Here is a 25,178-nt window from a genome sequence, read left to right on the forward strand (position 1 = left end):
GATCCTTTAGTCTTGCAGGCGGGCAATCTCTTCACCGAACTCGCGCACGTCTTCGAAGCTGCGGTACACCGACGCGAAGCGAATGTAGGCCACCTTATCCAGCTTTTTCAGCGCGTCCATCACCAGATTGCCGACTAACTTGGTCGGCACTTCGCGTTCGCCGGTGGCGCGCAGTTGGGATTTGATATGATTAAGGGCGTTTTCCACATCGTCCGAGCTGACCGGGCGCTTTTCCAGCGCTTTCAGCATGCCGCGACGCAGTTTGTCTTCGTTGAACGGCTCGCGCACCTCATCGCTTTTAATCACTCGCGGCATCACCAGCTCGGCCACCTCGAAGGTGGTGAAGCGTTCATTGCATACCAGACACTGGCGGCGGCGGCGCACTTGCGAACCGTCCCCCACCAGGCGGGAATCGATGACTTTGGTATCAACGGCGGCGCAGAAAGGGCAATGCATAACACGTCCTGATAAACGTTTTTTATAGATAAATGCAGTTTAACCCGAAGTGCAGCCACAACAAAGGGCGGCGGCCATTTGTTGCGACAGGCGGCGGGAAGGTGGCAGCGATATGACTTTCACCACTATGCGGACTAAGCTTGATAGCAGGAGACTCAGCATAGGAAATCGCCGTCATGACAACCTGTTACCCTAAAATCGCCCTGCTCGCCGCCGCCATTTTGCTGGCGGGCTGCGCGCACAACACCGCCGTGCCTCAGCTGCGCCATCAGGTCGCCGCGCTGAACCAGAAAGTGAGCGTACTGACCGACCAAACCACCGCACTAGAGCGGCAGAATTTGCTCAATCAGCACTCCGACAATGGCGTCTACCTGCTGCCGGCGGCTCGAAGCGCTGCCCGTTTGCAGAGCGGCATCGGCGAACTGAGCGTTTCGCTGAGCCACATCAAGAGCGAAGCCAACGGCACGCAGGCGCAGCTGCATGTGCGCATCCTCTCACAGGCTACGCTGCCGCCGTTCAACGCGGTGGTGGAATGGGGTCAACTGGATGAGGCCACCGGCCGGCCGCTGACCGCCGAAGCACTGTCGCAACCGATCGCCAGCGCCGACTCGCTGCTGCCGAAACCCGGTCAGGACTTCGAGCTACGCTTCAGCGGCCTGACGCCGGAACAGCTCGGCTATATCCGTCTGCACAGTCTGGTGGCCACCGCCCAACCGGCGGTGGTGCAGCAACGCTGAAACCCAAAGCAAAAAAAAGGAGCGCCATTGGCGCTCCTTCTCATTTCGCTGAATACTGCGGCGGTTAAGGCAGAATTGAAGGCTGATCCGCGCCCTCTTTTTCCACTTTTTGCTGCAGCATGTGCTCGCGTTTCATCCCCAGCTTCAACGCCAGCGCGGACGCGACGTAGATGGAGGAAACGGTACCGATCGACACGCCGATCAGCATCGCCAGCGAGAAGCCTTGCAGCATCGCGCCACCGAAGATGTACAGCATCAGCACCACCATCAGGGTAGTACCGGAAGTCATCAGCGTACGGCTCAGCGTCTGGGTCAACGACACGTTCATGATCTCGTAAGGCGTACCGCGGCGGATCTTGCGGAAGTTCTCACGAATACGGTCGGAGACCACGATGCTGTCGTTCAGCGAGTAACCGATAACCGACATCAGGGAAGCGACGATGGTCAGGTCAATCTCGATGTGGAACAGCGACAGCACGCCCAGCGTGATGATCACGTCGTGCGCCAGCGCGATAACCGCCCCCAGCGCCAGGCGCCATTCGAAGCGGAAACCGACGTAGATCAGGATACAGATCAACGCCACCAGCAGCGCCATGCCGCCGGTTTGCGCCAGCTCGCTGCCCACGCTCGGGCCGACGAACTCGATGCGCTTCACGGTGGCGTTTTTATCCACCGAGTCGTTGATCACGCCGATCACCTTGTTGCCCAGTTCCTGGCCTGCGGTTCCGGTCGCCGGTGGCATGCGCACCATCACGTCGCGGCTGCTGCCGAAGTTCTGGATGATCGGATCCTGGAACCCGGCCTTCTCCAGCGTATCGCGCATCAGGTCAAGGTTAGCCGGCTTCTCCAGGTTGATTTCAATCACCGTACCGCCGGTGAAATCCAGACCCCAGTTAAACCCGCGCACCGACATGGTGACGATCGACGCGACCAACAGCAGCAACGAGATGCCGAAGGCCAAATAGTCCCAGCGCATAAAGTCGTAGACTTTACGGCCGTAGTTGAGTTGCTCAACAGTATAATCCTGTGCCACAACGCACTCCTCAGATAGACAGCTTGTTAATGCGTTTGCCGCCGTAAAGCAGGTTGACGATGGCACGGGTACCGACAATCGCGGTGAACATGGACGTCGCCACACCGATCGCGGTGGTGATCGCAAAGCCTTTGATCGAACCGGTGCCCACTGCGTACAGGATGACCGCGGTGATCAGCGTGGTGATGTTGGCGTCGACGATACTGGAGAACGCGCCTTTATAGCCCTCATGGATTGCCTGCTGAACGGACCTGCCATTCTTCAGCTCTTCCTTGATACGTTCGTTAATCAGTACGTTGGCGTCGACCGCCACCGCCAGCGTCAACACGATCCCGGCAATGCCCGGCATGGTCAGCGTCGCCCCCGGCAACAGGGACATCACGCCGACGATCAGCACCAGGTTGGCGACCAGCGCCGTGGTGGCGATCACGCCGAACTTACGGTACCAGACCACCATGAAGACGATGGACGCCACCAGGCCCCACAGACAGGCTTCCAGACCTTGGGTAATGTTCTGCTGACCCAGGGTTGGACCGATGGTGCGCTCTTCAACGATCTGAATCGGCGCGATCAGCGCACCCGCACGCAACAGCAGCGAAAGCTGACGCGCTTCGTTCGGGTTGCCGATACCGGTGATGCGGAAGCTGTTGCCCAGACGCGACTGAATGTTCGCCACGTTGATCACTTCTTCCTGTTTCACCAGCACAGCGCGGCCATTGGCGTCTTTCTTGCCGCTGTCCTTATACTCCACGAACAGGGTCGCCATCGGCTTGCCGATGTTGTCCTTGGTGAAGTTGGACATCGACGTGCCGCCGGCGCTATCCAGCGAGATGTTAACCTGCGGCTGGTTGTATTCGTCGGTGCTCGAGGTGGAGTCGGTGATGTGGTCACCGGTCAGGATCACGCGCTTGTACAGCACGATCGGCTGGCCATCGCGGGTATATTTCACCTCGGAATCGCCCGGCACGCGGCCGTTGGCCGCCGCAGTGGCGTCCGCATTGGTGTTCACCAGACGGAACTCCAGGGTCGCGGTGGCGCCCAGAATTTCTTTGGCACGCGCGGTGTCCTGAATGCCCGGCAGCTCGACCACGATGCGGTCGGCGCCCTGGCGCTGCACCAGCGGTTCGGCGACGCCGAGCTGGTTGACGCGGTTACGCAGGATAGTGATGTTCTGCTGGACGGCGTATTCGCGCGCTTCGCTCAGACGGGCGTCCGTCAGGTTCGCTTTCATGGTGTTGGCGCCGTTGGCGGACAGCACCAGATCGCGCTGACGCGGGCCGATGTAGCTGATGGCCTGGTCGCGAGCCGCATCGTCACGGAAGCGAACTTCCACGCCGTTGTTGTCCAGCTTGCGGATAGACGCGTAAGGAATGCCCTTCTCGCGCAGCTCGCTGCGCAGGGTATCCATGGTCTGTTCCTGCAGCTTGCTCAACGCGGTGTCCATGTCCACTTCCATCAGGAAGTGCACGCCGCCGCGCAGGTCCAGGCCGAGTTTCATCGGTTCTGCGCCCAGCATGGCCAGCCAGGTCGGCGTGGCCGGCGCCAGGTTCAGCGCCACGACGAATTTGTCACCCAGCTCGGTCACCAGCGCTTCGCGGGCGCGCAGCTGAACGTCAGGATCTTTAAAGCGAGCCAGGATAGCGCCATTTTCCAGCGCAATCGACTTGCTCGCGATGTTGTCTTTTTCTAATACGGTACGGACCTGGTCCAGCGTAGTTTCACTGGCGGCGACACCGCGCGCGCCAGTGATTTGTACGGCCGGATCCTCACCGTAGATGTTGGGAAGCGCATAAAGCAGACCGACGAGGATCACGACGATCAACATCAGATACTTCCACAAAGGATAACGGTTTAGCACGGCAATTCCCTTCGGGAAAAAAGATTACAGGGCCTTCATGGTACCTTTCGGCAGAACGGCCGCCACGAAGTCACGCTTGATCATCACTTCCGTGGTGTCGTTCAGCGCGATGGCGATGATGCCGGTGTCGGCCACTTTGGTCACACGACCGATCAGGCCGCCGGTGGTCAGCACTTCGTCGCCTTTACCGATGGAGTCCATCAGCTTCTTGTGATCTTTCGCGCGTTTCTGCTGTGGGCGCAGGATCATGAAGTAGAAGATCAGGCCGAACACCACCAGCATAATGATCAGAGAGTACGGGCTTCCCTGAGCCGGAGCCCCTGCGGATGCGACGGCGTCAGAAATGAAAAAGCTCATTGAAATTCCCTCATTAAGTTATCAATTATTAGATCAAGCGTTTAAAGGCGGAATCGGCTTGCCGATCCGACCATAGAAATCCGCAACAAACTGCTCTAATTTACCCTCTTCGATAGCCTGGCGTAAACCCGCCATCAGGCGCTGGTAGTGACGCAGGTTATGAATTGTGTTCAGTCGAGCACCCAATATTTCGTTGCAACGGTCGAGATGGTGCAAGTAGGCGCGGCTGTAATGGCGACACGTGTAGCAATCACAGTCCTTATCCAGCGGAGAAGTATCATCCTTGTGCTTGGCATTACGGATTTTTACCACACCGTCAGTCACGAACAAATGGCCGTTGCGGGCGTTGCGGGTCGGCATGACGCAGTCGAACATGTCGATGCCGCGGCGCACGCCTTCCACCAAATCTTCCGGCTTGCCGACGCCCATCAAATAGCGTGGCTTATCTTCCGGAATTTGCGGGCAAACGTGTTCAAGAATGCGATGCATATCCTCTTTCGGCTCGCCTACAGCCAAGCCGCCCACAGCGTACCCATCAAAGCCGATATCCACCAGCCCTTTTACTGAAACATCACGTAAATCTTCGTAAACGCCGCCCTGAATGATGCCGAACAGCGCATTTTTATTTTCCAGCTCGTCGAAACGCTGGCGGCTGCGCTGCGCCCAACGCAGCGACATTTCCATCGAACGCTTGGCGTAGTCCCAGTCGGCCGGGTACGGCGTGCATTCGTCGAAGATCATCACGATGTCGGAACCCAGGTCATACTGGATTTCCATCGATTTTTCCGGGCTCAGGAACACCTTGTCGCCGTTGATCGGGTTGCGGAAGTACACGCCTTCCTCTTTGATCTTGCGCATCGCCCCCAGGCTGAACACCTGAAAACCGCCGGAGTCGGTGAGGATCGGGCCCGGCCACTGCATGAAATCATGCAGATCGCCGTGCAGCTTCATGATCTCCTGGCCAGGGCGCAGCCACAGGTGGAAGGTGTTGCCCAGCAGGATCTGCGCGCCGGTCTCTTTCACTTCTTCCGGCGTCATGCCCTTGACCGTGCCGTAGGTACCGACCGGCATAAAGGCCGGGGTTTCCACCACGCCGCGGTCGAAGATCAGGCGGCCGCGACGCGCGCGGCCATCGGTAGTGTCTAATTCGTACTTCACAAAGCCTCCAGCATCAGAGAAACAGTCTGATGTCGTTGAAACGGGGCCGCGCCGTGGGCACAGCCCGGGAAATTAGCCGCCGACGGACTCGTTTTCCGCCTGCGGGTTACGGCTGATGAACATCGCATCGCCGTAGCTGAAAAAGCGATACTGCTCGGCCACCGCCTGCTGATAGGCGTTCATGGTATTTTTATAGCCGGCGAAGGCCGATACCAGCATGATCAGGGTCGATTCCGGCAGGTGGAAATTGGTCACCAGCGCGTCGATCACCTGGTAGTGATAGCCCGGATAGATAAAGATGCTGGTATCGCCGAAGAACGGCGCAATCAGCGCCTCTTTGCTGGCCGCCGCGGCGCTTTCCAGCGAGCGCACCGAGGTGGTGCCTACCGCCACGACGCGTTTGCCGCGCGCCTTGCAGGCCAGCACGGCATCGACCACGTTCTGCGGCACTTCGGCGTATTCGGCGTGCATCACGTGATCTTCGATGGTTTCCACGCGCACCGGCTGGAAGGTGCCGGCGCCGACGTGCAGCGTCACGAACGCCATTTCCACGCCTTTGGCGCGCAGCGCCGCCAGCAAGGGTTCGTCGAAGTGCAGGCCGGCGGTCGGCGCGGCGACCGCCCCCGGTTTCTCGCTGTAGACCGTCTGATACAGCTCGCGGTCGGCGTCTTCATCCGGGCGGGCGATATAAGGCGGCAGCGGCATGTGGCCGGCTGCGTTAAGAAGGGTGAATACGTCGCGTTCGTCGTTGAAGCGCAGTTCGAACAGCGTCTCGTGGCGCGCCACCATGGTGGCGGCGATGCTCTCGTCATCCCCCAGCAGCAGCTCGGCGCCCGGCTTAGGCGCTTTCGACGCACGCACGTGCGCCAGCACGCGATGGTCGTCCAGCACGCGCTCCACCAGCACTTCTATCTTGCCGCCGCTGACCTTGCGGCCGAACATGCGCGCCGGGATCACGCGGGTATTGTTGAACACCAGCAGGTCGCCGGCTTCCAGCTTATCCAGCAGATCGGTGAATACGCCGTGCGTCAGCGCCCCGCTCGGCCCGTCCAGCTGCAGCAGGCGGCATGCGCTGCGCTCGGCCTGGGGATAGTGGGCAATCAGGGATTCGGGAAGTTCAAACGAAAAATCAGCGACGCGCATGGGTATTCACTTCTTCAATTTAGGGCTGGTTGGTAAAAAACAGGCGGCCTAGTCTAAAGCCGGGGGCGGTCAGCGGCAAGAAATAAGGAGGATTTGCCTGACTTCGGGTATAGTTGAGGGATGAATTTTCTCGCTCATCTTCATTTGGCCATGTTGGCGGACAGCTCGCTGCTGGGCAACCTGCTGGCCGATTTCGTGCGTGGCAACCCCGCCGCCGACTACCAGCCCGACGTGGTGGCCGGCATCATGATGCACCGTCGCGTCGACGTGCTGACCGACAGCCTGCCTCAGGTCAAAGCCTGCCGCGACTATTTCAGCGCCCCCTACCGCCGCGTGGCGCCGATCACCCTCGACGTGGTGTGGGACCATTTTTTGGCGCGCCACTGGCAGCAGTTGGAGCCCTCACGCGACCTGCACCAGTTTACCCAGGAAGCCCGCAGCCAGATCGAACCTTACCTGCCGCTCACGCCGCCACGCTTTCAGAACCTGAACGGCTATCTGTGGCCGGAACGCTGGCTGGAACGCTACGCCGAATTGCCGTTCATCGCCCGGGTATTGCAGGGCATGGCCAGCCGCCGTCCGCGCCTCGATGCCCTGGCAGGCTCGTTCGCCGACGTCGAGCGACACTATCATCAGCTTGAAACACAATTCTGGCAGTTTTATCCGCAAATGATGCAGCAGGCGAAGGAAAAAACGCTCTGAGGTCAAGCTCAAGCGTTTGAAATTGCAGCGCCTTGCAAGAATTTACGCTTTGCCGCTTGCCCTTTTGTGGGAAAAGGTTATTTTTAAAGCCTGTCAAATTTAATTAATGAATTTAATAGGTAAAAGCTATCTCATCGATTGGTCTTTTGCCCTTTATTCGCCAAGTCGTGGCCCCTATACTGGCCCTTGTTTTTACATCCACCCTTTAACACCTATTACAGGAGTAATTATGGTCCTGGTAACTCGTCAAGCCCCTGACTTCACTGCAGCTGCCGTACTGGGTAGCGGCGAAATCGTTGAAAACTTCAACCTGAAGAAGCACCTGAACGGCAAACCAGCCGTGCTGTTCTTCTGGCCAATGGACTTCACCTTCGTATGCCCTTCCGAGCTGATCGCTTTCGATCACCGCTATGAAGAGTTCCAGAAGCGTGGCGTTGAAGTGGTTGGCGTTTCCTTCGACTCAGAATTCGTCCACAACGCATGGCGTAAAACCCCTGTCGACAAAGGCGGCATCGGTGAAGTGAAATACGCAATGGTTGCTGACGTTAAGCGTGAAATCCAGAAAGCTTACGGCATCGAACACCCGGAAGCTGGCGTTGCGCTGCGCGGCTCCTTCCTGATCGACAAAGACGGCATCGTGCGTGCTCAGGTTGTTAACGACCTGCCAATCGGCCGTAACATCGACGAAATGATCCGTACCGTTGACGCGCTGCAATTCCACGAAGAGCACGGTGAAGTGTGCCCGGCTCAGTGGGAAAAAGGCAAAGCAGGTATGGGCGCTTCCCCAGACGGCGTGGCAAAATACCTGTCTGAAAACGCTGCCAAGCTGTAATTTCAGCCTGATAGTGAATCAACCGGCCCACGCGGCCGGTTTTTTTATGCCCCTTTTTGGGGCAGACCGCCCGCCTTCAGTGCTTTATTTCCCTGTTTCCGCTCACATTTCCCGCCCAGTTCGCCGCGTGAATGCCCATCTGCGGCTACTATCAATAACGCTGGCTCGCGCTTTGCAAGCGAACAGCGGCAAGCAAACACAACACAATAAAAAACTGACAGGGTAGGAATAACTATGTTTTTACAGAAATGGAGCAAACCCCTGACCATGGCGGCGCTGCTGGTCAGCGGCAGCCTGTATGCGGCATCCAACCCAGCGGTGGAAGCCAAAAACGGCATGGTGGTCACCTCGCAGCATCTGGCTTCGCAGGTCGGGGTGGATATCCTGAAGATGGGCGGCAACGCCATCGACGCCGCCGTGGCGGTCGGCTATGCGCAAGCGGTGGTGAACCCCTGCTGCGGCAACATCGGCGGCGGCGGCTTTATGACCGTCCACCTGGCGGACGGTACCGATACCTTCATCAACTTCCGCGAAACTGCGCCGGCGGCGGCCAGCGCCAACATGTATCTGGATGCCGACGGCAAGGTGAAGAAAGACGCCAGCCTGTACGGCTATCTGGCGGCGGGCGTGCCGGGCACCGTGCTGGGGATGGAAACCGCGCGTGAGAAGTACGGCAAACTGAGCCGAGAACAGGTGCTGGCGCCGGCGATCAGGCTGGCGCGCGAAGGCTTTGTGCTGACCCGCGCCGATACCGATATCCTCGACACCACCGTCGCGCGCTTCAAACAGGATCCCGAGTCGGCCAAAATCTTCCTGCGCCCGGACGGCAGCCCGCTGCAGCCGGGGGACAAACTGGTGCAAACCGATCTGGCCAATACGCTGGAAGCCATCGCCAAAGGGGGAACCGACGCCTTCTACAAAGGCAAGATCCCACAGGCGGTGGAGGCGGCGGCCAAACAGGGCGGCGGCATTTTGACCGCCGCCGACTTCGCCGACTACAAGGTCACCGAAACGCCGCCGATCACCTGCAGCTATCGCGGCTACAAGTTCGTGTCGGCGCCGCCTCCCAGCTCCGGTGGCGTCACGCTGTGCGAAATCCTCAACGTGGTGGAAGGCTATGACCTGAAAAGCATGGGCTTCAACTCGGCGGCGGCCATTCACACCATGACCGAAGCGATGCGCCATGCCTACATGGATCGCAACACCTACCTCGGCGACCCGGAATTCATCAAGAACCCGATCGACCGGCTGGTGAGCAAGAGCTACGCCGAGCAGATCCGCAAGAAAATCGTCGCGGACAAGGCCACGCCGTCGGAAAACGTACAGCCCGGCATGGAACCGCATGAGAAGCCGGAAACCACCCATTATTCGATCGTCGACCACGACGGCAACGCGGTCTCCACCACCTATACCGTCAACGGCCGCTTCGGCGCCGTGGTGATCGCACCGGGCACCGGCTTCTTCCTCAACGACGAGATGGACGACTTCACGGTGAAAGTGGGCGAGAAAAACCTGTACGGGCTGGTGCAAGGCACCGCCAACAGCATTGCCCCCGGTAAGCGCCCACTATCGTCGATGAGCCCGACGCTGGTGACCAAGGACAACAAGATCTTTATGGTGCTGGGCTCGCCGGGCGGCTCACGCATCATCACCATTACCCTGCAGACCGCGTTGAACGTGATCGACCACGGTATGGCGCCGCAGGAAGCGGTGGACGCACCGCGCATCCATCACCAATGGTTGCCGGATGAGGTGTACTACGAACAGCGCGGCGTTTCCGCCGATACGCTGAAGCTGCTGAGCGGCATGGGCTATAAGATGGTCGAGCAAACGCCGTGGGGCGCCGCCGAACTGATTCTGGTCGGTTTGCCGGGCGCGGCGGGCGTCAGCCCGGCCAACTCCGGCAACGATTCGGCGGTTTCCGGCAAAGTGCGCGAAGGTTACCTGTACGGCGCCAACGACGTGCGTCGCCCGGCAGGCTCCGCGGTCGGTTACTGATGTAAACGCCTACTCACCTTGATCGCGGGGGCCTTACGGCCCCCGCAGTTCCCTTAGCCTTCATACCGCCACACGGTGGCCGACTCTTCCGCCAGCTGCAGGCGCAGCCCGCCGGCCTTTTCGCTCAACTCTCCCCGCCCTTCCACACGCCGCCACGGGCCGCGGGCCAACAGCGGGTTGTGCGGCAGCTGCGCCTGGCCGCTGCCGTCGCGCTGCAGCGCCACCAACACCTGCTCCTGCTGATACAGACGCACGAACACCAGCGTTTCTCCGCTGGCGTACAGCACCTGACAGCCGCCGCGGCGCAATGCCACGCTCTGTTTACGCAGCGCCGCCATACGCTGGAACAGCGCCAGCAGCGGCCGCTCCCAGTCACCGACGTCCCACGGGAACGGCTTGCGGCAGAACGGATCGTTGCCGCCGTCCAGGCCAATCTCATCGCCGTAATAGAGACAAGGCACGCCGATCCAGCTCAGCAACCACACCGCCGCCATCTGCATGCGCGCCGCGTTCCCCTGCAACAGCGTGAGGAAACGCGCGGTATCGTGGCTGTCCATCTGATTGAACTGGATCAGCTGGCGGCCGTGCGGCAGCCCCGCGCGGTAGCCGTCCATCCACTGCGCGCACCCGGCGGCGTCCAGCCGCACCGGGTGATAGGCCACGTCCAGCCCCGCCAAGAACGCCCGCACTGGCAGCGCAAAGCCCATGTAGTTCATCGCCGCATCCTCCACGCCGGCGTGCAGCCAGCGGCGCGCGTCGCCGAAGTGTTCGCCCAATACGTAGGCCTGCGGATTCTCCTGCTTCACCGCCTGATAGATGCCAGCCAGGTGGTGCAGGTTGCCGGTGGCACCGCCGTTCTCCCCCAGCATGTGCACCACGTCCAGCCGCCAACCGTCGATGCTGTACGGCGGGCGCAGCCAGTGGCGCACCACGCTGCCTTCCCCGCGATAGATCGCTTCCGCCACCTGCGGCTCGGCGAAGTTGAGCTTCGGCAGGCTGGCGTTGCCCTTCCAGTCGAGCGCGCGGCCGTCCGGGTAAAAGTTGAACCAGCCGCGATACGGCGAATCGGGATGGTGACAGGCGCCGTTTTCGCCCTGACGATGGCGGTCGAACCATGGATGCGAGTCACCGGTGTGGTTGAAGACCCCGTCCAGCACCAGTTTCATGCCCACCTTGTGAGTGCTCACTCGCAAACGCTGCAGCGCCGCGTTGCCGCCGAAGTGCGGATCGACCTGGTAATAGTCCTCGGTATCGTACTTATGTACGCTCGGCGCGGTAAAAATCGGGTTCAGATACAGCGCCGTCACGCCCAGCTGCTGCAAATACGGCAGTTTGGCGCAGATGCCGTCCAGATCGCCGCCGTAAAAGGTCGAGGCGGCGTGACGATCCTCCAGCGGATGCTGCCAGTCGCGCCGAATCACCTCGGCACCGGCCGCGTGATGGCGGTAGCTGCCGCTTTGGATGCCGTGCTCGCCGCCGCTGCTGGCGAAGCGATCGGGGAAAATCTGGTAGAACAGCTGATCCGCCACCCACTCGGGGCCATGGTCGGGCTCGTCGACGGCGAACTGCGCCAGCTGGCCCGGCGGCGTTGGCGACCAGCCCTGCGGGCCGAACCACTGCTGGCGATCGGCCCACAGCAGCTTGAAGCAGTAACGCCGCGTCGGCTCGCCCTCATTCAGCGTCAGGCTGGCCTGGTAGCGCCGCATCCCCTCGTAGCGCTGCGCTTTCATCACCAGCAGCCACTCTTCGTTGTCCGGTTCGGCGCGCAAAAACACCCGTTCCGGCAGTTCATCCCCCTGTAACCACAGCGTGATATCCAAACGTTGCCCTTGCTTCACCACAAAAGGCGGGACCGGTTGATGCCAGGCGTTAAGCATACTGTTTCTCCTGCTGTACCAAACGAAATCGACGGCGTTCTTCAAGAAGCGAACAATGCCACGTTAAGTGCAACTCCCCCTCCTCTCTGGCCGCAAAACCCAGGGATGAGCCGGGGGGCGGAGACCGAAAAATAACGCTAACTCGATGTAAAAAAAGGTAAACAGGCACAAATCCTTCACGTTACCCCTTAGGCTAACGCGTTTTGAGCTTACAGGATATTTTTTGCGCATTTTTTAAGGAGCGGTAATGCAACAACAGATAACGCGCTGGCTGGAACAGTTTGGTTTGGAATTCGGCGGAGTGATGTCGCTGTTGATGGTATTGGGGTTGATTGTCCTGATCTCGGTGGTGATCCACCTGGTGCTGCACCGGGTGGTGTTGGCCGCCCTTCAGCGCCGCGGCCAGCAATCGCAGCGCGTCTGGCAACAGGCCATCACCCAATACAAACTGTTCCAGCGCGTGGCGCTGCTGCTGCAAGGGGTGATCATCAGCATCCAGGCGACGCTGTGGTTGCAGAGCGGCAGCCAAACCCAGGCGGTGATCGTCACCGCCGCGCAGGTGTGGATCCTCGCCTTCACCCTGCTGTCGCTGTTCTCGCTGCTGGATACGCTGCTGGCGCTGCTGCGCCAAAGTCCGATCGCCAATCAGCTGCCGCTGCGCGGCATTTTCCAGGGCCTGAAACTGGTGGCGGCGATCCTGATCGGCATCATGATCGTTTCGTTGCTGATGGGCAAATCGCCGCTGCTGCTGCTCAGCGGCCTGGGTGCCATGACCGCGGTCTTGATGTTGGTGTTCAAGGATCCGATCCTCGGGCTGGTGGCCGGCATTCAGCTCTCCGCCAACGATATGCTGAAGATCGGCGACTGGCTGGAAATGCCGAAATACGGCGCCGACGGCGCGGTCACCGACATCGGCCTGACCACGGTCAAAGTGCGTAACTGGGACAACACCGTCACTACCATTCCCACCTACGCACTGATCTCCGACTCGTTCAAAAACTGGCGGTCAATGTCGGAATCCGGCGGGCGCCGCATCAAGCGCAGCCTGAATATCGACACCGGCAGCGTGCACTTCCTGTCAGAAGAGGAACAGCGCAGCCTGCAGCGCAACCCGCTGCTGCACAGCTACCTGAACGTCAAGACCCAGGAGCTGAGCCAGCACAACCAGGAGATCGCCGTCGATCTGGCCTCGCCGCTCAACGGCCGCCGCCTGACCAACCTCGGCACGCTGCGCGCCTATCTGGAAGCCTACCTGCGCGCTCACCCGCGCATTCACCAGAATATGACGCTGATGGTGCGCCAGCTGGCGCCAACGCCGGAGGGCCTGCCGCTGGAAATCTACGCCTTTACCAACACCACGGTCTGGGCGGAGTACGAAAGCATTCAGGCGGATATTTTCGACCATATCCTGGCGGTGATCGACGAGTTCGGCCTGCGCGTGCATCAAACGCCAACCGGCAATGACCTGCGCGGCATGCTGCAACAAAGCGCGAACGCTTCCTGACGTCGGCTGACGTAACTGTGTCTGCTGGTAATTATTCTCTTTCAATTACCAGCAGATATCTCCATCCCCTTCTTTTCCCCGGCGAAAACGGCGTTAATGCGCCATCACCTTCACTACCGAGAGGGAAAGCCCTTGCTGAAACGGTTACGTCACCGGCTGTTTACCCTGCTGGCCACCCTGCTGTTTATCGGCTGCCTGCACAGCGCGTCGCTGGATGAAAGCCGCATGCCCCGCAATCTGCAACCTTCGCTGAGTGCACTCAGCAGCAACCTGCAGGACATTCGCGAAGTGCTGGCGCGCTGCGCCGGCGAGGAAGAAGAGGAACGGCTGAACGACGGCGGCGTACGCATCGAAGCGCGCGCCGCCGGAGAGGATGAAGTGGAAGACCAACGCTAAAAAAACACCGGCCTCAGCCGGTGTTTTTCCATTTAGTCTTGCTGCGTCGCCAACGGCGCGCGTTTTTTCTGATGGTTGACCTTGAACCAGTACCCCGCCAACAGCAACACCACCCAAACCAGGCCGGCGTACAACGAGACACGCGTGGTCGGGAAGTAACCGATCAGACCGATGATGAACACCAGGAACACGATCGCCACCACCGAGGTGAATACCCCACCGCGCAGTGGGAACGCCAGCTGTTTCACCTGCTCTTTGCTCAGGCTGCGGCGGAAGGCAATTTGCGAGAACAGGATCATGATCCACACCCACACGGTGGCGAAGGTCGCCAGGGAGGCGATCACCAGGAACACGCTCTCCGGCATGATGTAGTTGAGGTATACCGCCAGCAGCAGCGCCAACATCATCACCACTACCGTCACCCAAGGAATGCCGCGCTTCGACACCTTGCTGAACATCTTCGGCGCGTGGCCCTGTTCGGCCATGCCGTGCAGCATGCGGCCGACGCCGAACACGTCGCTGTTAATCGCCGACAGCGACGCGGTAATCACCACGAAGTTGAGGATGCCTGCCGCCACGGTGATGCCCATATGCTGGAAAGTCAGCACGAACGGGCTGCCGTTGGTACCCACCTGGTTCCACGGGTAGATAGACATAATGACGAACAGCGTGCCGACGTAGAACACCAGAATGCGCCACGGCACCGAGTTGATGGCTTTGGGTATCGATTTTTTCGGATCTTTGGCTTCGCCGGCGGTGATGCCGATGATTTCAATGCCGCCGTAAGCGAACATCACCAGCTGCAGCGACAGGATCATGCCGATAAAGCCGTTGCTGAAGAAGCCGCCGTTCGACCACAGGTTATGAATACCGGTCGGTTGCCCGCCGTTGCCGATACCCCAGATGATGATGCCGATACCGGCCGCGATCATGATGATGATGGTGGCGACCTTGAAGAACGAGAACCAGAATTCCAGCTCGCCGAACACCTTGACGCTCATCAGGTTGATGGCGCCAATGATCAGCACCACGCTCAGCACCCAGATCCAGTGCGGCACTTCCGGGAACCAGACCCCCATATAGATGCCGAAGGCGGTCACGTCGGCGATGGCGACAATCAGGATTTCAAAGCAGTAGGTCCAGCCGGTGATGTAACCCGCCATCGGGCCGAGGTAGTCCTGCGCGTAGCGGGAAAATGAGCTGGCCTGCGGGTTGTTGACCGACATCTCCCCCAATGCGCGCATGATGATGAAGGCCACGATGCCGCCGATCAGGTAAGCCAGCAGCACGCTCGGGCCGGCCATTTTGATGGCGTCCGCCGAGCCGTAGAACAACCCGGTGCCGATGGCTGACCCCAACGCCATAAAGCGGATATGACGCGTGCTGAGGCCGCGTTTCAGCTTATTGTCGGGGACAGTGGTGGGTGACTGTTGTTGCATGAAAATGACCCATAGTTTTAAACGTAAAAAAGCCACGGACATGTCCGTGGCCCTAGATTAAGCCGGGGGATTATCAGTGCGCGGTCACTTGGGAACGCGTGCACACCCGATCATAAATCGCGACCAGCGCCAGCATCAGCAGCGAAGGCGGCAACCATGCCAACCCCTGCTCCGCCAGCGGCAGGTGAGTGGTCCAGGCCGGCAGCAGCTGCTGGAAGCTGGACGCTTTCACCGCGTCAAGGATACCAAACAACAGGCTGACAAGCATCACCGGCGCGATGATGCGCGGCGCGCTGTGCCACCAACGCAGGGTGAAGCTCAGCACCACCAGCACGATGCACGGCGGGTAAATCGCGGTCAGCACCGGAATGGAGATCTGGATCAGGTGGCTCAGGCCGAGGTTGGACACCACCATCGAGAACAGGCCCAGGATAAACACCAGCGTCTTGTACGAGAACGGCAGATATTGCGCGAAGAACTCGGCGCAGGCGCAGGTCAGGCCTACCGCGGTCACCATGCAGGCGATGAAGATCAGCGCCGCCAGGAAGAAGCTGCCCAAACCGCCGAAGGTGTTCTGAACGTAAGCGTGCAGGATCACCGCGCCGTTGGTGGCGTCAGGCACCAGCGCGCCGCTGCCGGAGCCCAGCTTGAACAGGCTCAGGTAAACCAGCGTCAGGCCCACGCCGGCGATCAAACCGGCCAGAATGGTGTAACGAGTCAACAGACCGGCGTCTTTCACGCCGCGTGAACGCGCCGCGTTGACGATAACGATACCGAATACCAGCGCCCCCAGCGTATCCATGGTCAGATAGCCGTTAACGAAGCCAGAGGAGAAAGGCACGCTCTGGTAAGCCGCCGTCGCCGGGATCGGCGCGCCGGCAGGCCACAGCAGCGCGGCGATGCCCAGTACGGCCAGCGCCACGATCTTCAGCGGCGCCAGCACGTGGCCGACGGTATCGAGCAGACGGCCCGGATACAGGGAGATGCCGATCACTAGCGCGAAGTACACCAGGCTATAGATGAACAGCGGCATGGTGCCGTCGCCGGTCAGCGGGGCAATGCCCACTTCAAAGGATACGGTGGCGGTGCGCGGCGTGGCGAACAGCGGGCCGACGGCCAGGTAGCAGACGGTCGCCAGCAGCAGGCCGGCGCCGCGGCCGATCGGCGAACTGAGGGCGTCGATGCCGCCGCCGACGCGCGCCAACGCAATGACGGTGATGACCGGCAGACCCACGGCGGTGATCAGGAAGCCCAGCGCTGCGGTCCAGACGTGTTCACCGGACTGCAAGCCGACCATCGGCGGGAAGATGATGTTCCCGGCCCCAACGAATAAGGCAAAGGTCATGAAACCCAGTGCCAGGATATCTTTTGACGTTAAACGATGACTCATACGATGTCGTGTTGCCTGTTCAAATGAAAAAAATGGTCCGATAGCGTGGTGGCGTAACGCCCCACCCGGTTGCCGGCATGCCCTAACGTTGCAGCGCCAAATAAGCACCCTAAACGCAGTCGATCCGGCGTTTATGTCCCTATTCGAAAGTGGCCGCTCATGAAGATGGGCAAAATTTTAGGAGTTATAAAAATGGAGGTTTAATCCGACAACGAGGGCTAAGGTAAACGTTTATAGCGCTTCAAGGCAAGACGCACGGCGAAAAGCAGAGCTATCGACCATATAAACTTTAGCCACCAGTCGATCATATTGGCTATCAATAAATATACACTACATGATTTGTATCATTTTTGAACAGCAGATTCACGAAACGTGAAGCATATATCACTTTACCGCGCGAAAACGCCAATATAAGCCCGATTTTCGCGTGGCACGAGCTTCGTTTGGCCGTGAAAAAAGGCGAAAATTACGTCGCATTTTGTCGGTTATTTCATCATGGCCGGCGCGAGCGGTGGCAACCCAAGCGCCTGACGGGTCTTCTGCAGGGCGCCCGGCGGCAGCGGCAGATAGCCGTCGTGATTGACCAGGCTCTGCCCGGCAGTCGACAGCACGCGGTCGAGGAACGCGGCGGTCAGCGGCTCCAGCGGTTGATTAGGGGCTTTGTTGATGTAGATATACAGATAGCGCGACAGCGGGTAGCGATCGTTGCGCACGTTGGCGGCGGTAGGGGCAACATAGTCCTCTCCCGACTCCGCCAACGGCAGCAGCCGCACGCCGCTGGCGCGAAAACCGATGCTGGCGTAGCCGATGCCGTTGAGCGAACCGGCCACCGCCTGCACCACCGAGGCTGAACCGGGCAGCTCATTGACGCGCGGCATAAAATCGCCGCCGCACAGCGCACGCAGTTTGAAATAGCCGTAGGTGCCGGACGCCGAGTTGCGGCCGAAACGCTGCAGCGAACGCGTCGCCCAGTCACCACTCAGCCCCAGCTCGCCCCAGCGCGTCAGCGGTTTGCTTTCGCCGCAGCGCCGGGTGGCGGAGAAAATGCGATCGAGCTGCTGCAGATTGAGGCCGCGCAGCGGGTTGTCCTGATGCACTAACACCACCAGCGCATCCACTGCTACCGGCACCGCCAGCGGCGCATAGCCGTAACGGTGTTCGAACGCCGAAACCTCGGCGGCCTTCATCGGCCGGCTCATCGGGCCCAGCTGCGCGGCGCCCGCCGCCAACGCGGTCGGCGCGGTCGACGATCCGGCGGCCTGGATCTGCAGGTTAACGTTGGGATAATGCTGGCTGAAATCCTGCGCCCATAGCGCCATCAGATTCGCCAGGGTGTCGGAACCGACGCTGGACAGGTTGCCCGCCAGCATGCCGTCGGGCTGCGCCAGCGCGCCGCGCCCGGCCAGCAGCGCCAGGCAAAGCAACAGCCCTCGGGTTATTCGGGTCATACCGGTGTCTCGCGTTAATTTTTCACCGCATTCTCTGATAAAGCGGCGGGAACAATCAACCGATTGGGTAAGGTAAAGATAAAGCGGGTGCCGATCCCTGGTTCGCTGAGGATCTCCAGCCGCGCATCGTGATGGCTGAGCGCGTGTTTGACAATCGCCAGCCCCAGCCCGCTGCCGCCGGTCTGGCGCGAACGGGCCTTGTCGACGCGGTAAAAACGCTCGGTCAGGCGCGGCAGGTGCTCGGCGGCGATGCCCGGCCCGTTGTCGCTGACCTGGAACTGCGCGCCGTGCGCCGTCTGCTGCCAGCTCACTTCGATGTGGGTACCCTTCGGCGTGTGGTTGACCGCGTTGTACACCAGGTTAGACACCGCGCTGCGCAACTGATCTTCATTACCGAACACGTTGAGCTGCTCGTTAACCCGGAAGGTGATCTCGTGATTGCCGCCGCTCAGCGACTGCGCCTCGCGCTGCAACACCCGCAGCATCAGCGGGATATCCACGCGCTCGTTCATGTCGACATTGGGCGCCGCCTCGATGCGCGACAGTGTCAGCAGTTGCTTGACCAGCCCGTCCATCCGGCGGGTCTGCTCTTGCATGGTGCCGAGCGCCTTGCTGCGCAGCGAACCGTCCTGCTCTTCGTCGCCCATCATCTCCAGGTAGCCCTGCAGCACCGTCAGCGGCGTGCGCAGCTCATGGCTGACGTTGGCGAAGAAGTTGCGCCGCGCGCCCTCCAGCTGGCGCATCTGGGTGACGTCGCGCGCCACCATCAGCAGTTGCCCTTCGGAATACGGCATCACGCGAAATTCGACGTAGTGTTCGTTGTTCAGCTGCAGCGTCAGCGGGCGTGAAAACTCCTGCTGTTGCAAGTAGTGGCTGAATTCCGGATAGCGCAGCAGGTTGAGGATGTGCTGGCCATTGTCTTCTGGCCAGCGAAAGCCGAGCAGATGCTGCGCCAGCCCGTTGCACCAGAAGATATTGCCCTCGACGGTGGTCATCACCACCGCGTCAGGCAACGATTCGGCCCCGCTGCGAAAGCGCTTGATCAGCAGCGCCAGCTCGCGCCGTCGGCGGCGATTGCGCTGCTGCATCTGATACAGGCCATAGAACAGCGGTTCCCAGCTCCAGCGGCCGGGCGGCGGCGTCATGCTGCGGTCAATCCACAGCCAATGGGAGAGTTTGAGCTGGTTGTAGAAATTCCACACCAGCGCAGCCAGCGCGGAGGCCAGCAGAAACCAGGGCAGATAACCGAAAATCAGCCCCAGCAGCAAGGCGGGCAAACAAAAAAGAGCCAGCTCCAGAGCCAGCCTCTTCCACGACAGACGTTCTAACACGGCATATTCTCCAGCGCAGCGCGATCAGTAGCGCGTTGAGAACCGGTAGCCGGTGCCCCGAACGGTTTGAACCATTTTATCATGCCCACTGGTTTCTAACGCTTTGCGGAGCCGACGGATATGCACGTCAACGGTACGGTCTTCCACATAAACGTTAGTGCCCCAGACGTGATTAAGCAACTGCTCACGGCTATAAACCCGCTCCGGGTGGGTCATAAAGAAGTGCAGCAGCTTGAACTCGGTCGGCCCCATGTCCAACGCCTGATCGTTCGCCATCACGCGGTGGGAGGACGGGTCCAGGCTCAGGCCTTGCATTTCAATCACTTCTTCCACCGCCATCGGTGAAATGCGGCGCATGACCGCCTTGATGCGCGCCACCAGCTCCTTGGGCGAGAACGGCTTGGTAATGTAATCATCCGCCCCCACTTCCAGGCCGCGCACGCGGTCTTCCTCTTCCCCGCGCGCGGTCAGCATCATGACCGGAATATCGCGGGTCAGCGCTTCGCGCTTCATATGTTTGATAAACTGAATGCCGGAACCGCCGGGCAACATCCAGTCAAGCAACACCAAATCAGGGAACGGCTCAGACAGACGCGTCACGGCGCTGTCATAATCCTCGGCTTCCAACGGTTGGTAACCATTTTGTTCCAACACAAAGCACACCATCTCACGGATCGGCGCTTCGTCTTCCACCACCAGTATGCGTCTTGCCATCGTCAATCCTGCCAATGTGTTAGCGACTTTTCGGGCGCCATTATGCGTCAGTTTTGTGACACTTTTATGAAAAAAACCGGCTGTTATAGGCAGTAAGCATAGCGATTATTTCCCGCAGTAAAGAAAAATCATCCGGTTGTCATCATCATTGCGCCGGGACAGCCGCCGCCGCGGCCTTTATAATCATCGCCATTATCTTTGCATCCGGGAGTGTCATGCGCCTGATCCACACCTCTGACTGGCACCTTGGCCAGTACTTTTTCACCAAAAGCCGCGCCGCCGAGCACCAGGCTTTTCTGAACTGGCTGATCGAACAGATCGAACAGCAACAGGTGGATGCGCTGATCGTCGCCGGGGATCTGTTCGATACCGGCTCACCGCCCAGCTATGCCCGCGAGCTGTACAACCGCTTCGTGGTGGAACTGCAGCGCACCGGCTGCCAGTTGGTCGTGTTGGGCGGCAACCACGATTCGGTGGCGACGCTGAACGAATCGCGGGAACTGCTCTCCTGCCTGAACACCACGGTGATCGCGAGCGCGCAAGGCGCGGCCGAACAGCAGATCGTGGTGCTTAACCAGCGCGACGGCCAGCCGGGCGCGGTGCTGTGCGCCATCCCGTTCCTACGGCCGCGCGATCTGCTTACCAGCCGCGCCGGCGAATCCGGCGCGCAGAAACAGCAGGCGCTGCAGGAAGCCATCGCCGAACATTATCAGACGCTGTATCAGGCGGCCTGCGAGCGCCGCGACCAGCTGGGCTTGCCGCTGCCGATCGTCGCCACCGGCCACCTGACCACCGTCGGCGTCACCACCTCCGACTCGGTGCGCGACATCTATATCGGCACTCTGGACGCCTTCCCGGCACAGGCCTTCCCGCCCGCCGATTACATCGCGCTCGGCCACATTCACCGCGCGCAGAACGTCGCCAAGTCGGAACATATTCGCTATAGCGGCTCGCCGATCCCGCTCAGCTTCGATGAGCTGGGCAAAGCCAAAAGCGTCTTCCTGGTCGATTTCGCCGACGGCGCTTTGCAGCGGGTAGACGCGTTAACGATCCCGCAGTTCCAGCCCATGCAGCTGATCAAAGGGGATCTGGCCGAGATCGAACGGCAGCTGCGGCAATTTGCCGACTATGCCGGCGAGCTGCCGGTGTGGCTGGATATCGAAGTGGCGACGCAGGACTACCTCAGCGATATTCAGCGCCGCATCCAACTGATGGCGGATGAGCTGCCGGTGGAAGTGGTGCTGTTGCGGCGCAGCAAAGAGCAGCGCCGCCAGGCAATCGCGCAGCAGGATAAGGAAACGCTGAACGAACTGAGCGTCAACGAGGTGTTCGAACGGCGCCTGGCGCAGGAGGCCGACATGCCCGAAGCACGCCAACGGCGGATGCACCAACTGTTCCGCCAGGTGGTCGATGCGGTGCAGCACAATCCTGAGGAGACCAACCCATGAAGATCCTCAGCCTGCGGTTAAAAAACCTCAACTCGCTGCAGGGCGAATGGAAAATTGACTTCACCGCCGAGCCGTTCGCCAGCAACGGCCTGTTCGCCATTACCGGCCCGACCGGCGCGGGCAAAACCACCCTGCTGGACGCCATTTGCCTGGCGCTGTACCACCAGACGCCGCGCCTCAACGTCACGCCGAGCCAGAATGAGCTGATGACCCGCCACACCGCCGAATCGCTGGCGGAGGTCGAATTCGAGGTCAAGGGCGTCGGCTATCGCGCCTTCTGGAGCCAGCGCCGCGCCAAGAATGCGCCGGACGGCAATCTGCAGGCGCCGAAGGTCGAATTGGCGCGCCGCGAGGACGGCAAGATCCTGGCGGACAAGGTGCGCGACAAGCTGGAGCTTACCGCAACCATCACCGGGCTGGACTTTGGCCGCTTCACCAAATCGATGATGCTGTCTCAGGGGCAGTTCGCCGCCTTCCTCAATGCCGATGCCAACGATCGCGCCGAACTGCTGGAAGAGCTGACCGGCACCGAAATCTACGGGCGGTTGTCCGAACAGGTGTTCGAGTCGCACAAGCAGGCCAAAACCGACCTGGATGCGTTGCATCAACGCGCCAGCGGCATCGAACTGCTGAACGACGAGCAGCGCCAGTCTCTGACCGAACAGCTGACGGCGCTGAGCGCGCAGGAAATCGCCCTCGGCGAGCAAACCCAGCGACAGCAACAGGCGCTGAGCTGGCTGCAGCAATGGCAACGCCTCCGGCAACAGCAAGGCGAGGGTCAACGGCGGCTGGAAACCGCCCAGCGCGAGCAGGCGGAGGCTGCCCCACAGCTGCAGCAGCTGGCGCTCAGCGAACCGGCCGAGAAATTGCGGCCGCTGCGCGGCGAACGCGATCGCTGCCGCGCCGAACTGCAGACGATACAACAGCAGGCAGCCCAGTTGACGCAACAGCAGGAACAGCACTCGGCGCAGCTGGCGCCGCTGCAGCAGGCGGTGGAAAAAGCCCGCCTGGCGCAGCAAACCCATGCCGAGTATATGCAGCAGCAGCAACAGCTGATCGATGAGCAAGTCGCTCCGCTCGACCACCAAATAGCCCAACTGCAGTCGACACAGGCCGAGCGACGACAGGCCGCCGATGCCACCACGCAGCAATGCGCCCAGCAGCAAACTACGCTGGAGCAGCTCACCGCTCAGCGCAGCCAGCTGACGGCACAGGGCGCACTACATCAGCAGCAGTTGAACGCGCTGAACGAAGCGCTGGCCGTTCAACAACAGCAGCAACAGGCGCTGGAGGCGCAAACGCCGTTGGCCCCGCTGCGCCAACGCCTGAGCGCCCTGGCGGATCTGCGCCCAACACGCCAGCAGCTGTTTACTCTGGCGTCCCTTAACCGTCAGACCCGCGAGCGTCTGGCTAGGCAACAGGCGGAGCACGCCGAGCGGCAAACGCAGCTCGCCGGGCTGCAACAGCAGTTGGAGAGCGCGCGTCAGCAATTCAAACAGCACAAGGCGCAGCTGCAGGAAGTGGAGCAGATCCACGAACTGGAAAAACGCATCGTCAGTCTGGAAGCGGAGCGCGCCCTGCTGCAAAGCGGTGCCCCCTGCCCACTGTGCGGTTCCACCAGCCATCCAGCAGTAGAGCAGTATCAGGCTGTACAGCCTTCGGCCACGGAACAGCGTTTGGTTGAGATGCGTACTCTCGCCGAGAAACTGCAAACCCAGGGCACCGAGTTGCGTACCCGCTGCGAAGGCCTGCAGGAACAGCAACAACGCCAGCAGCAAACCATCGCGCAGGATGAACAGCAGTTGGCTGCCCAACAGCAGCAGTGGCAGCAGCTCAGCGCACCGCTGGCGTTCGACTTTACGCTGGCGGAGAGCGAGCGACTCAGCGCCTGGCTGAGCGGTTGCGACGATGAAGAGCGGCGCGGGCAGCACGCGCTGCAGCAGCATGAACAGGCGGCGCAGGCAGTACAACAGGCAAAAGACGCGCTCGCCGCTCTGCAAACGCAGCAGCAGCAGGCGCAGCAACAGCTGGCGCTGCTCGAAGAGCGCTTTACGCTGCTGCAGAAAACCTATGCCGACAGCCTGCAACAGCAGCAAGACCTGCAACAACGCTGGCAGGAAGGCGAGAAAACTCTCGCAGAGCGGCGCGCGCAGCGGCTGGCGCTGTTCGGCGAACAGCGGGTCGCCGAGGTGCGGGAACAGCTGCGCGCCAAACAAACCGCCTGTGAACAGGCCAGCTTACAGGCCGCCGAGCAGTGGCAAAAGGCGCAGGAACTGCGCGAGCGCCTGACCGGCCAGCAGGCCGGGTTACAACAACAGCACACCCAGATGCAGGAGCGGCTGCAGCAGGCGCAGCAGCAGTGGCAGCAGGCGCTGGCCGACAGCGAATTCGCTGATGAAACCGCCTTCACCGCCGCGCTGCTGGACGACACACTGCGCCGCGAATTGCAGCAGCGTAGAGAGCAACTGCAACAGCGGCAGGTAGAGGCCGCGGCCCTGCTGACGCAGGCGACGCAAACGCTGGAGCAGCATCGGCTGAGCCGCCCTGAGGGGGTGGATGAAGCCAACACGGATCTCGACGCGCTCACCCAATCGCTGGCCGAGTTGGCACAGCAGTTGAAAACGTTGCAGCTGCGCCAGGGTGAACTGCGCAACCAATTGGAAAGCGACGCCGCCCGTCGCCTTAATCAGCAGGCGCTGTTCGAGCAGATCGCCCGCAGTCAGCAAGACTACGACGACTGGAGCTACCTCAACCAGCTGATCGGCTCGAAAGAAGGCGACAAGTTCCGCCGCTTCGCTCAGGGGTTAACGCTCGATCATCTGGTCTATCTGGCTAACCAGCAACTCGGCCGGCTGCATGGGCGCTACCTGCTTCAGCGCAAAACCAGCGATGCGCTGGAGCTGCAGGTGGTGGACACCTGGCAGGCGGACGCGCTGCGCGATACCCGCACCCTGTCCGGCGGTGAGAGCTTCCTGGTCAGCCTGGCGCTGGCGCTGGCGTTGTCCGATCTGGTCAGCCACAAAACCAGCATCGACTCGCTGTTCCTCGACGAAGGCTTCGGCACGCTAGACGCCGAAACCCTCGATACCGCGCTGGACGCGCTGGACAGCCTGAATGCCTCCGGCAAAACCATCGGCGTGATCAGCCACGTCGAGGCGATGAAAGAACGTATTCCGGTGCAGATCAAGGTGGAAAAGGTCAACGGGCTCGGCGTCAGCCGGCTGGAGGCGCATTTCAGGCTGGAATGATCCCGCGGCGCGCGGCGCAGAAGTGTGACCGCGGCGGCACTCCGCAGTGAAAAGCGTTGAGCCGCGGCGGGCACGGGTTATTATGCCAACATAATAGGATTGTTACTGT

At 60.7% G+C, this 25,178-nt stretch carries 20 protein-coding genes; 8 read left to right on the forward strand and 12 right to left on the reverse strand.

The genetic code is table 11. The annotated features are described in order from the left end of the window. Nucleotides 1–6: 6 nt before the first annotated feature. Complete coding sequence (nrdR, locus tag N6G83_RS13680; RefSeq protein ID WP_004940387.1) at nucleotides 7–456, reverse strand: transcriptional regulator NrdR; 450 nt, start codon at nucleotides 454–456, stop codon at nucleotides 7–9. 176 nt (nucleotides 457–632) lie between these two features. On the opposite strand from nrdR, the gene N6G83_RS13685 reads away from it, so the two are divergent. Next, nucleotides 633–1,193, forward strand: coding sequence for a DUF3251 domain-containing protein (locus N6G83_RS13685; protein ID WP_049209300.1), 561 nt, complete (start codon nucleotides 633–635; stop codon nucleotides 1,191–1,193). A 64-nt stretch (nucleotides 1,194–1,257) separates the two neighbouring features. On the opposite strand, the gene secF is transcribed toward N6G83_RS13685, so the two are convergent. From secF to queA, 5 genes are all read right to left on the reverse strand, one after another. Beyond that, entirely contained in the window at nucleotides 1,258–2,226 is a 969-nt protein-coding gene (gene secF / locus N6G83_RS13690) for a protein translocase subunit SecF (protein WP_004940389.1), read from the reverse strand. A 10-nt stretch (nucleotides 2,227–2,236) separates the two neighbouring features. Continuing rightward, nucleotides 2,237–4,084, reverse strand: a complete 1,848-nt coding sequence (secD, locus tag N6G83_RS13695) for a protein translocase subunit SecD (RefSeq protein ID WP_004940390.1) — start codon at nucleotides 4,082–4,084, stop codon at nucleotides 2,237–2,239. Between the two features lie 24 nt (nucleotides 4,085–4,108). Continuing rightward, a complete protein-coding gene (gene yajC / locus N6G83_RS13700) occupies nucleotides 4,109–4,441 on the reverse strand; it encodes a preprotein translocase subunit YajC (RefSeq protein WP_004940391.1) in 333 nt (110 codons plus the stop codon). Nucleotides 4,442–4,474: 33 nt separating this feature from the next. Next, on the reverse strand, nucleotides 4,475–5,599 hold the full coding sequence (tgt, locus tag N6G83_RS13705) for a tRNA guanosine(34) transglycosylase Tgt (protein ID WP_213928235.1): 1,125 nt from the start codon (nucleotides 5,597–5,599) through the stop codon (nucleotides 4,475–4,477). Nucleotides 5,600–5,671: 72 nt separating this feature from the next. Next, on the reverse strand, nucleotides 5,672–6,742 hold the full coding sequence (gene queA, locus N6G83_RS13710) for a tRNA preQ1(34) S-adenosylmethionine ribosyltransferase-isomerase QueA (protein ID WP_260515502.1): 1,071 nt from the start codon (nucleotides 6,740–6,742) through the stop codon (nucleotides 5,672–5,674). 120 nt (nucleotides 6,743–6,862) lie between these two features. Between queA and N6G83_RS13715 the strand changes: the two genes are divergently transcribed. From N6G83_RS13715 to ggt, 3 genes are all read left to right on the forward strand, one after another. After that, nucleotides 6,863–7,444: an ACP phosphodiesterase gene (locus tag N6G83_RS13715; RefSeq protein WP_025301748.1), complete on the forward strand. Its 582-nt coding sequence runs from the start codon at nucleotides 6,863–6,865 to the stop codon at nucleotides 7,442–7,444. A 229-nt stretch (nucleotides 7,445–7,673) separates the two neighbouring features. Beyond that, complete coding sequence (locus N6G83_RS13720) at nucleotides 7,674–8,276, forward strand: peroxiredoxin C (RefSeq protein WP_004940403.1); 603 nt, start codon at nucleotides 7,674–7,676, stop codon at nucleotides 8,274–8,276. A 234-nt stretch (nucleotides 8,277–8,510) separates the two neighbouring features. Next, nucleotides 8,511–10,274: a gamma-glutamyltransferase gene (ggt, locus tag N6G83_RS13725; protein WP_049206203.1), complete on the forward strand. Its 1,764-nt coding sequence runs from the start codon at nucleotides 8,511–8,513 to the stop codon at nucleotides 10,272–10,274. A gap of 53 nt (nucleotides 10,275–10,327) precedes the next feature. Here the strand turns inward: ggt and malZ are convergent, their stop codons facing one another. After that, nucleotides 10,328–12,151 carry a maltodextrin glucosidase gene (gene malZ, locus N6G83_RS13730; RefSeq protein ID WP_260515504.1) on the reverse strand — a complete coding sequence of 608 codons (1,824 nt, stop codon included), beginning with the start codon at nucleotides 12,149–12,151 and terminating at the stop codon, nucleotides 10,328–10,330. 247 nt (nucleotides 12,152–12,398) lie between these two features. Between malZ and N6G83_RS13735 the strand changes: the two genes are divergently transcribed. Next, nucleotides 12,399–13,655, forward strand: coding sequence for a mechanosensitive ion channel family protein (locus tag N6G83_RS13735; RefSeq protein ID WP_167324876.1), 1,257 nt, complete (start codon nucleotides 12,399–12,401; stop codon nucleotides 13,653–13,655). Nucleotides 13,656–13,787: 132 nt separating this feature from the next. Then, nucleotides 13,788–14,051, forward strand: coding sequence for a hypothetical protein (locus N6G83_RS13740; protein ID WP_089180595.1), 264 nt, complete (start codon nucleotides 13,788–13,790; stop codon nucleotides 14,049–14,051). 32 nt (nucleotides 14,052–14,083) lie between these two features. Here N6G83_RS13740 and proY read toward each other — a convergent pair whose 3' ends face one another. The 5 genes from proY to phoB form a co-directional block, all read right to left on the reverse strand. Then, on the reverse strand, nucleotides 14,084–15,490 hold the full coding sequence (proY, locus tag N6G83_RS13745; protein WP_025301743.1) for a proline-specific permease ProY: 1,407 nt from the start codon (nucleotides 15,488–15,490) through the stop codon (nucleotides 14,084–14,086). A 73-nt stretch (nucleotides 15,491–15,563) separates the two neighbouring features. Continuing rightward, a complete protein-coding gene (brnQ, locus tag N6G83_RS13750) occupies nucleotides 15,564–16,880 on the reverse strand; it encodes a branched-chain amino acid transport system II carrier protein (RefSeq protein ID WP_025301742.1) in 1,317 nt (438 codons plus the stop codon). A 485-nt stretch (nucleotides 16,881–17,365) separates the two neighbouring features. Continuing rightward, entirely contained in the window at nucleotides 17,366–18,328 is a 963-nt protein-coding gene (locus N6G83_RS13755) for a PstS family phosphate ABC transporter substrate-binding protein (RefSeq protein ID WP_025301741.1), read from the reverse strand. A gap of 14 nt (nucleotides 18,329–18,342) precedes the next feature. Continuing rightward, entirely contained in the window at nucleotides 18,343–19,659 is a 1,317-nt protein-coding gene (gene phoR, locus N6G83_RS13760) for a phosphate regulon sensor histidine kinase PhoR (RefSeq protein ID WP_025301740.1), read from the reverse strand. A gap of 24 nt (nucleotides 19,660–19,683) precedes the next feature. Beyond that, entirely contained in the window at nucleotides 19,684–20,373 is a 690-nt protein-coding gene (phoB, locus tag N6G83_RS13765) for a phosphate response regulator transcription factor PhoB (RefSeq protein ID WP_004940438.1), read from the reverse strand. 215 nt (nucleotides 20,374–20,588) lie between these two features. Between phoB and sbcD the strand changes: the two genes are divergently transcribed. Together sbcD and sbcC are read left to right on the forward strand one after the other, a co-directional pair. Then, nucleotides 20,589–21,821, forward strand: coding sequence for an exonuclease subunit SbcD (gene sbcD / locus N6G83_RS13770; RefSeq protein ID WP_089195583.1), 1,233 nt, complete (start codon nucleotides 20,589–20,591; stop codon nucleotides 21,819–21,821). Further along, a complete protein-coding gene (gene sbcC / locus N6G83_RS13775; protein ID WP_260515508.1) occupies nucleotides 21,818–25,069 on the forward strand; it encodes an exonuclease subunit SbcC in 3,252 nt (1,083 codons plus the stop codon). The genes sbcD and sbcC overlap by 4 nt, the downstream gene beginning before the upstream one ends. The last annotated feature ends 109 nt before the right edge of the window (nucleotides 25,070–25,178 follow it).

The organism is Serratia sp. PL7, from assembly GCF_945957435.1.

Coding starts and splice junctions, on each gene's coding strand:
- N6G83_RS13685 (WP_049209300.1), top strand. CDS start 633: ATGACAACCTGTTACCCTAAAATCGCCCTGCTCGCCGCCGCCATTTTG.
- yajC (WP_004940391.1), bottom strand. CDS start 4,441: ATGAGCTTTTTCATTTCTGACGCCGTCGCATCCGCAGGGGCTCCGGCT.
- N6G83_RS13735 (WP_167324876.1), top strand. CDS start 12,399: ATGCAACAACAGATAACGCGCTGGCTGGAACAGTTTGGTTTGGAATTC.
- phoB (WP_004940438.1), bottom strand. CDS start 20,373: ATGGCAAGACGCATACTGGTGGTGGAAGACGAAGCGCCGATCCGTGAG.
- ggt (WP_049206203.1), top strand. CDS start 8,511: ATGTTTTTACAGAAATGGAGCAAACCCCTGACCATGGCGGCGCTGCTG.
- nrdR (WP_004940387.1), bottom strand. CDS start 456: ATGCATTGCCCTTTCTGCGCCGCCGTTGATACCAAAGTCATCGATTCC.
- sbcD (WP_089195583.1), top strand. CDS start 20,589: ATGCGCCTGATCCACACCTCTGACTGGCACCTTGGCCAGTACTTTTTC.
- N6G83_RS13720 (WP_004940403.1), top strand. CDS start 7,674: ATGGTCCTGGTAACTCGTCAAGCCCCTGACTTCACTGCAGCTGCCGTA.
- queA (WP_260515502.1), bottom strand. CDS start 6,742: ATGCGCGTCGCTGATTTTTCGTTTGAACTTCCCGAATCCCTGATTGCC.
- N6G83_RS13755 (WP_025301741.1), bottom strand. CDS start 18,328: ATGACCCGAATAACCCGAGGGCTGTTGCTTTGCCTGGCGCTGCTGGCC.
- N6G83_RS13715 (WP_025301748.1), top strand. CDS start 6,863: ATGAATTTTCTCGCTCATCTTCATTTGGCCATGTTGGCGGACAGCTCG.
- brnQ (WP_025301742.1), bottom strand. CDS start 16,880: ATGAGTCATCGTTTAACGTCAAAAGATATCCTGGCACTGGGTTTCATG.
- proY (WP_025301743.1), bottom strand. CDS start 15,490: ATGCAACAACAGTCACCCACCACTGTCCCCGACAATAAGCTGAAACGC.
- malZ (WP_260515504.1), bottom strand. CDS start 12,151: ATGCTTAACGCCTGGCATCAACCGGTCCCGCCTTTTGTGGTGAAGCAA.
- sbcC (WP_260515508.1), top strand. CDS start 21,818: ATGAAGATCCTCAGCCTGCGGTTAAAAAACCTCAACTCGCTGCAGGGC.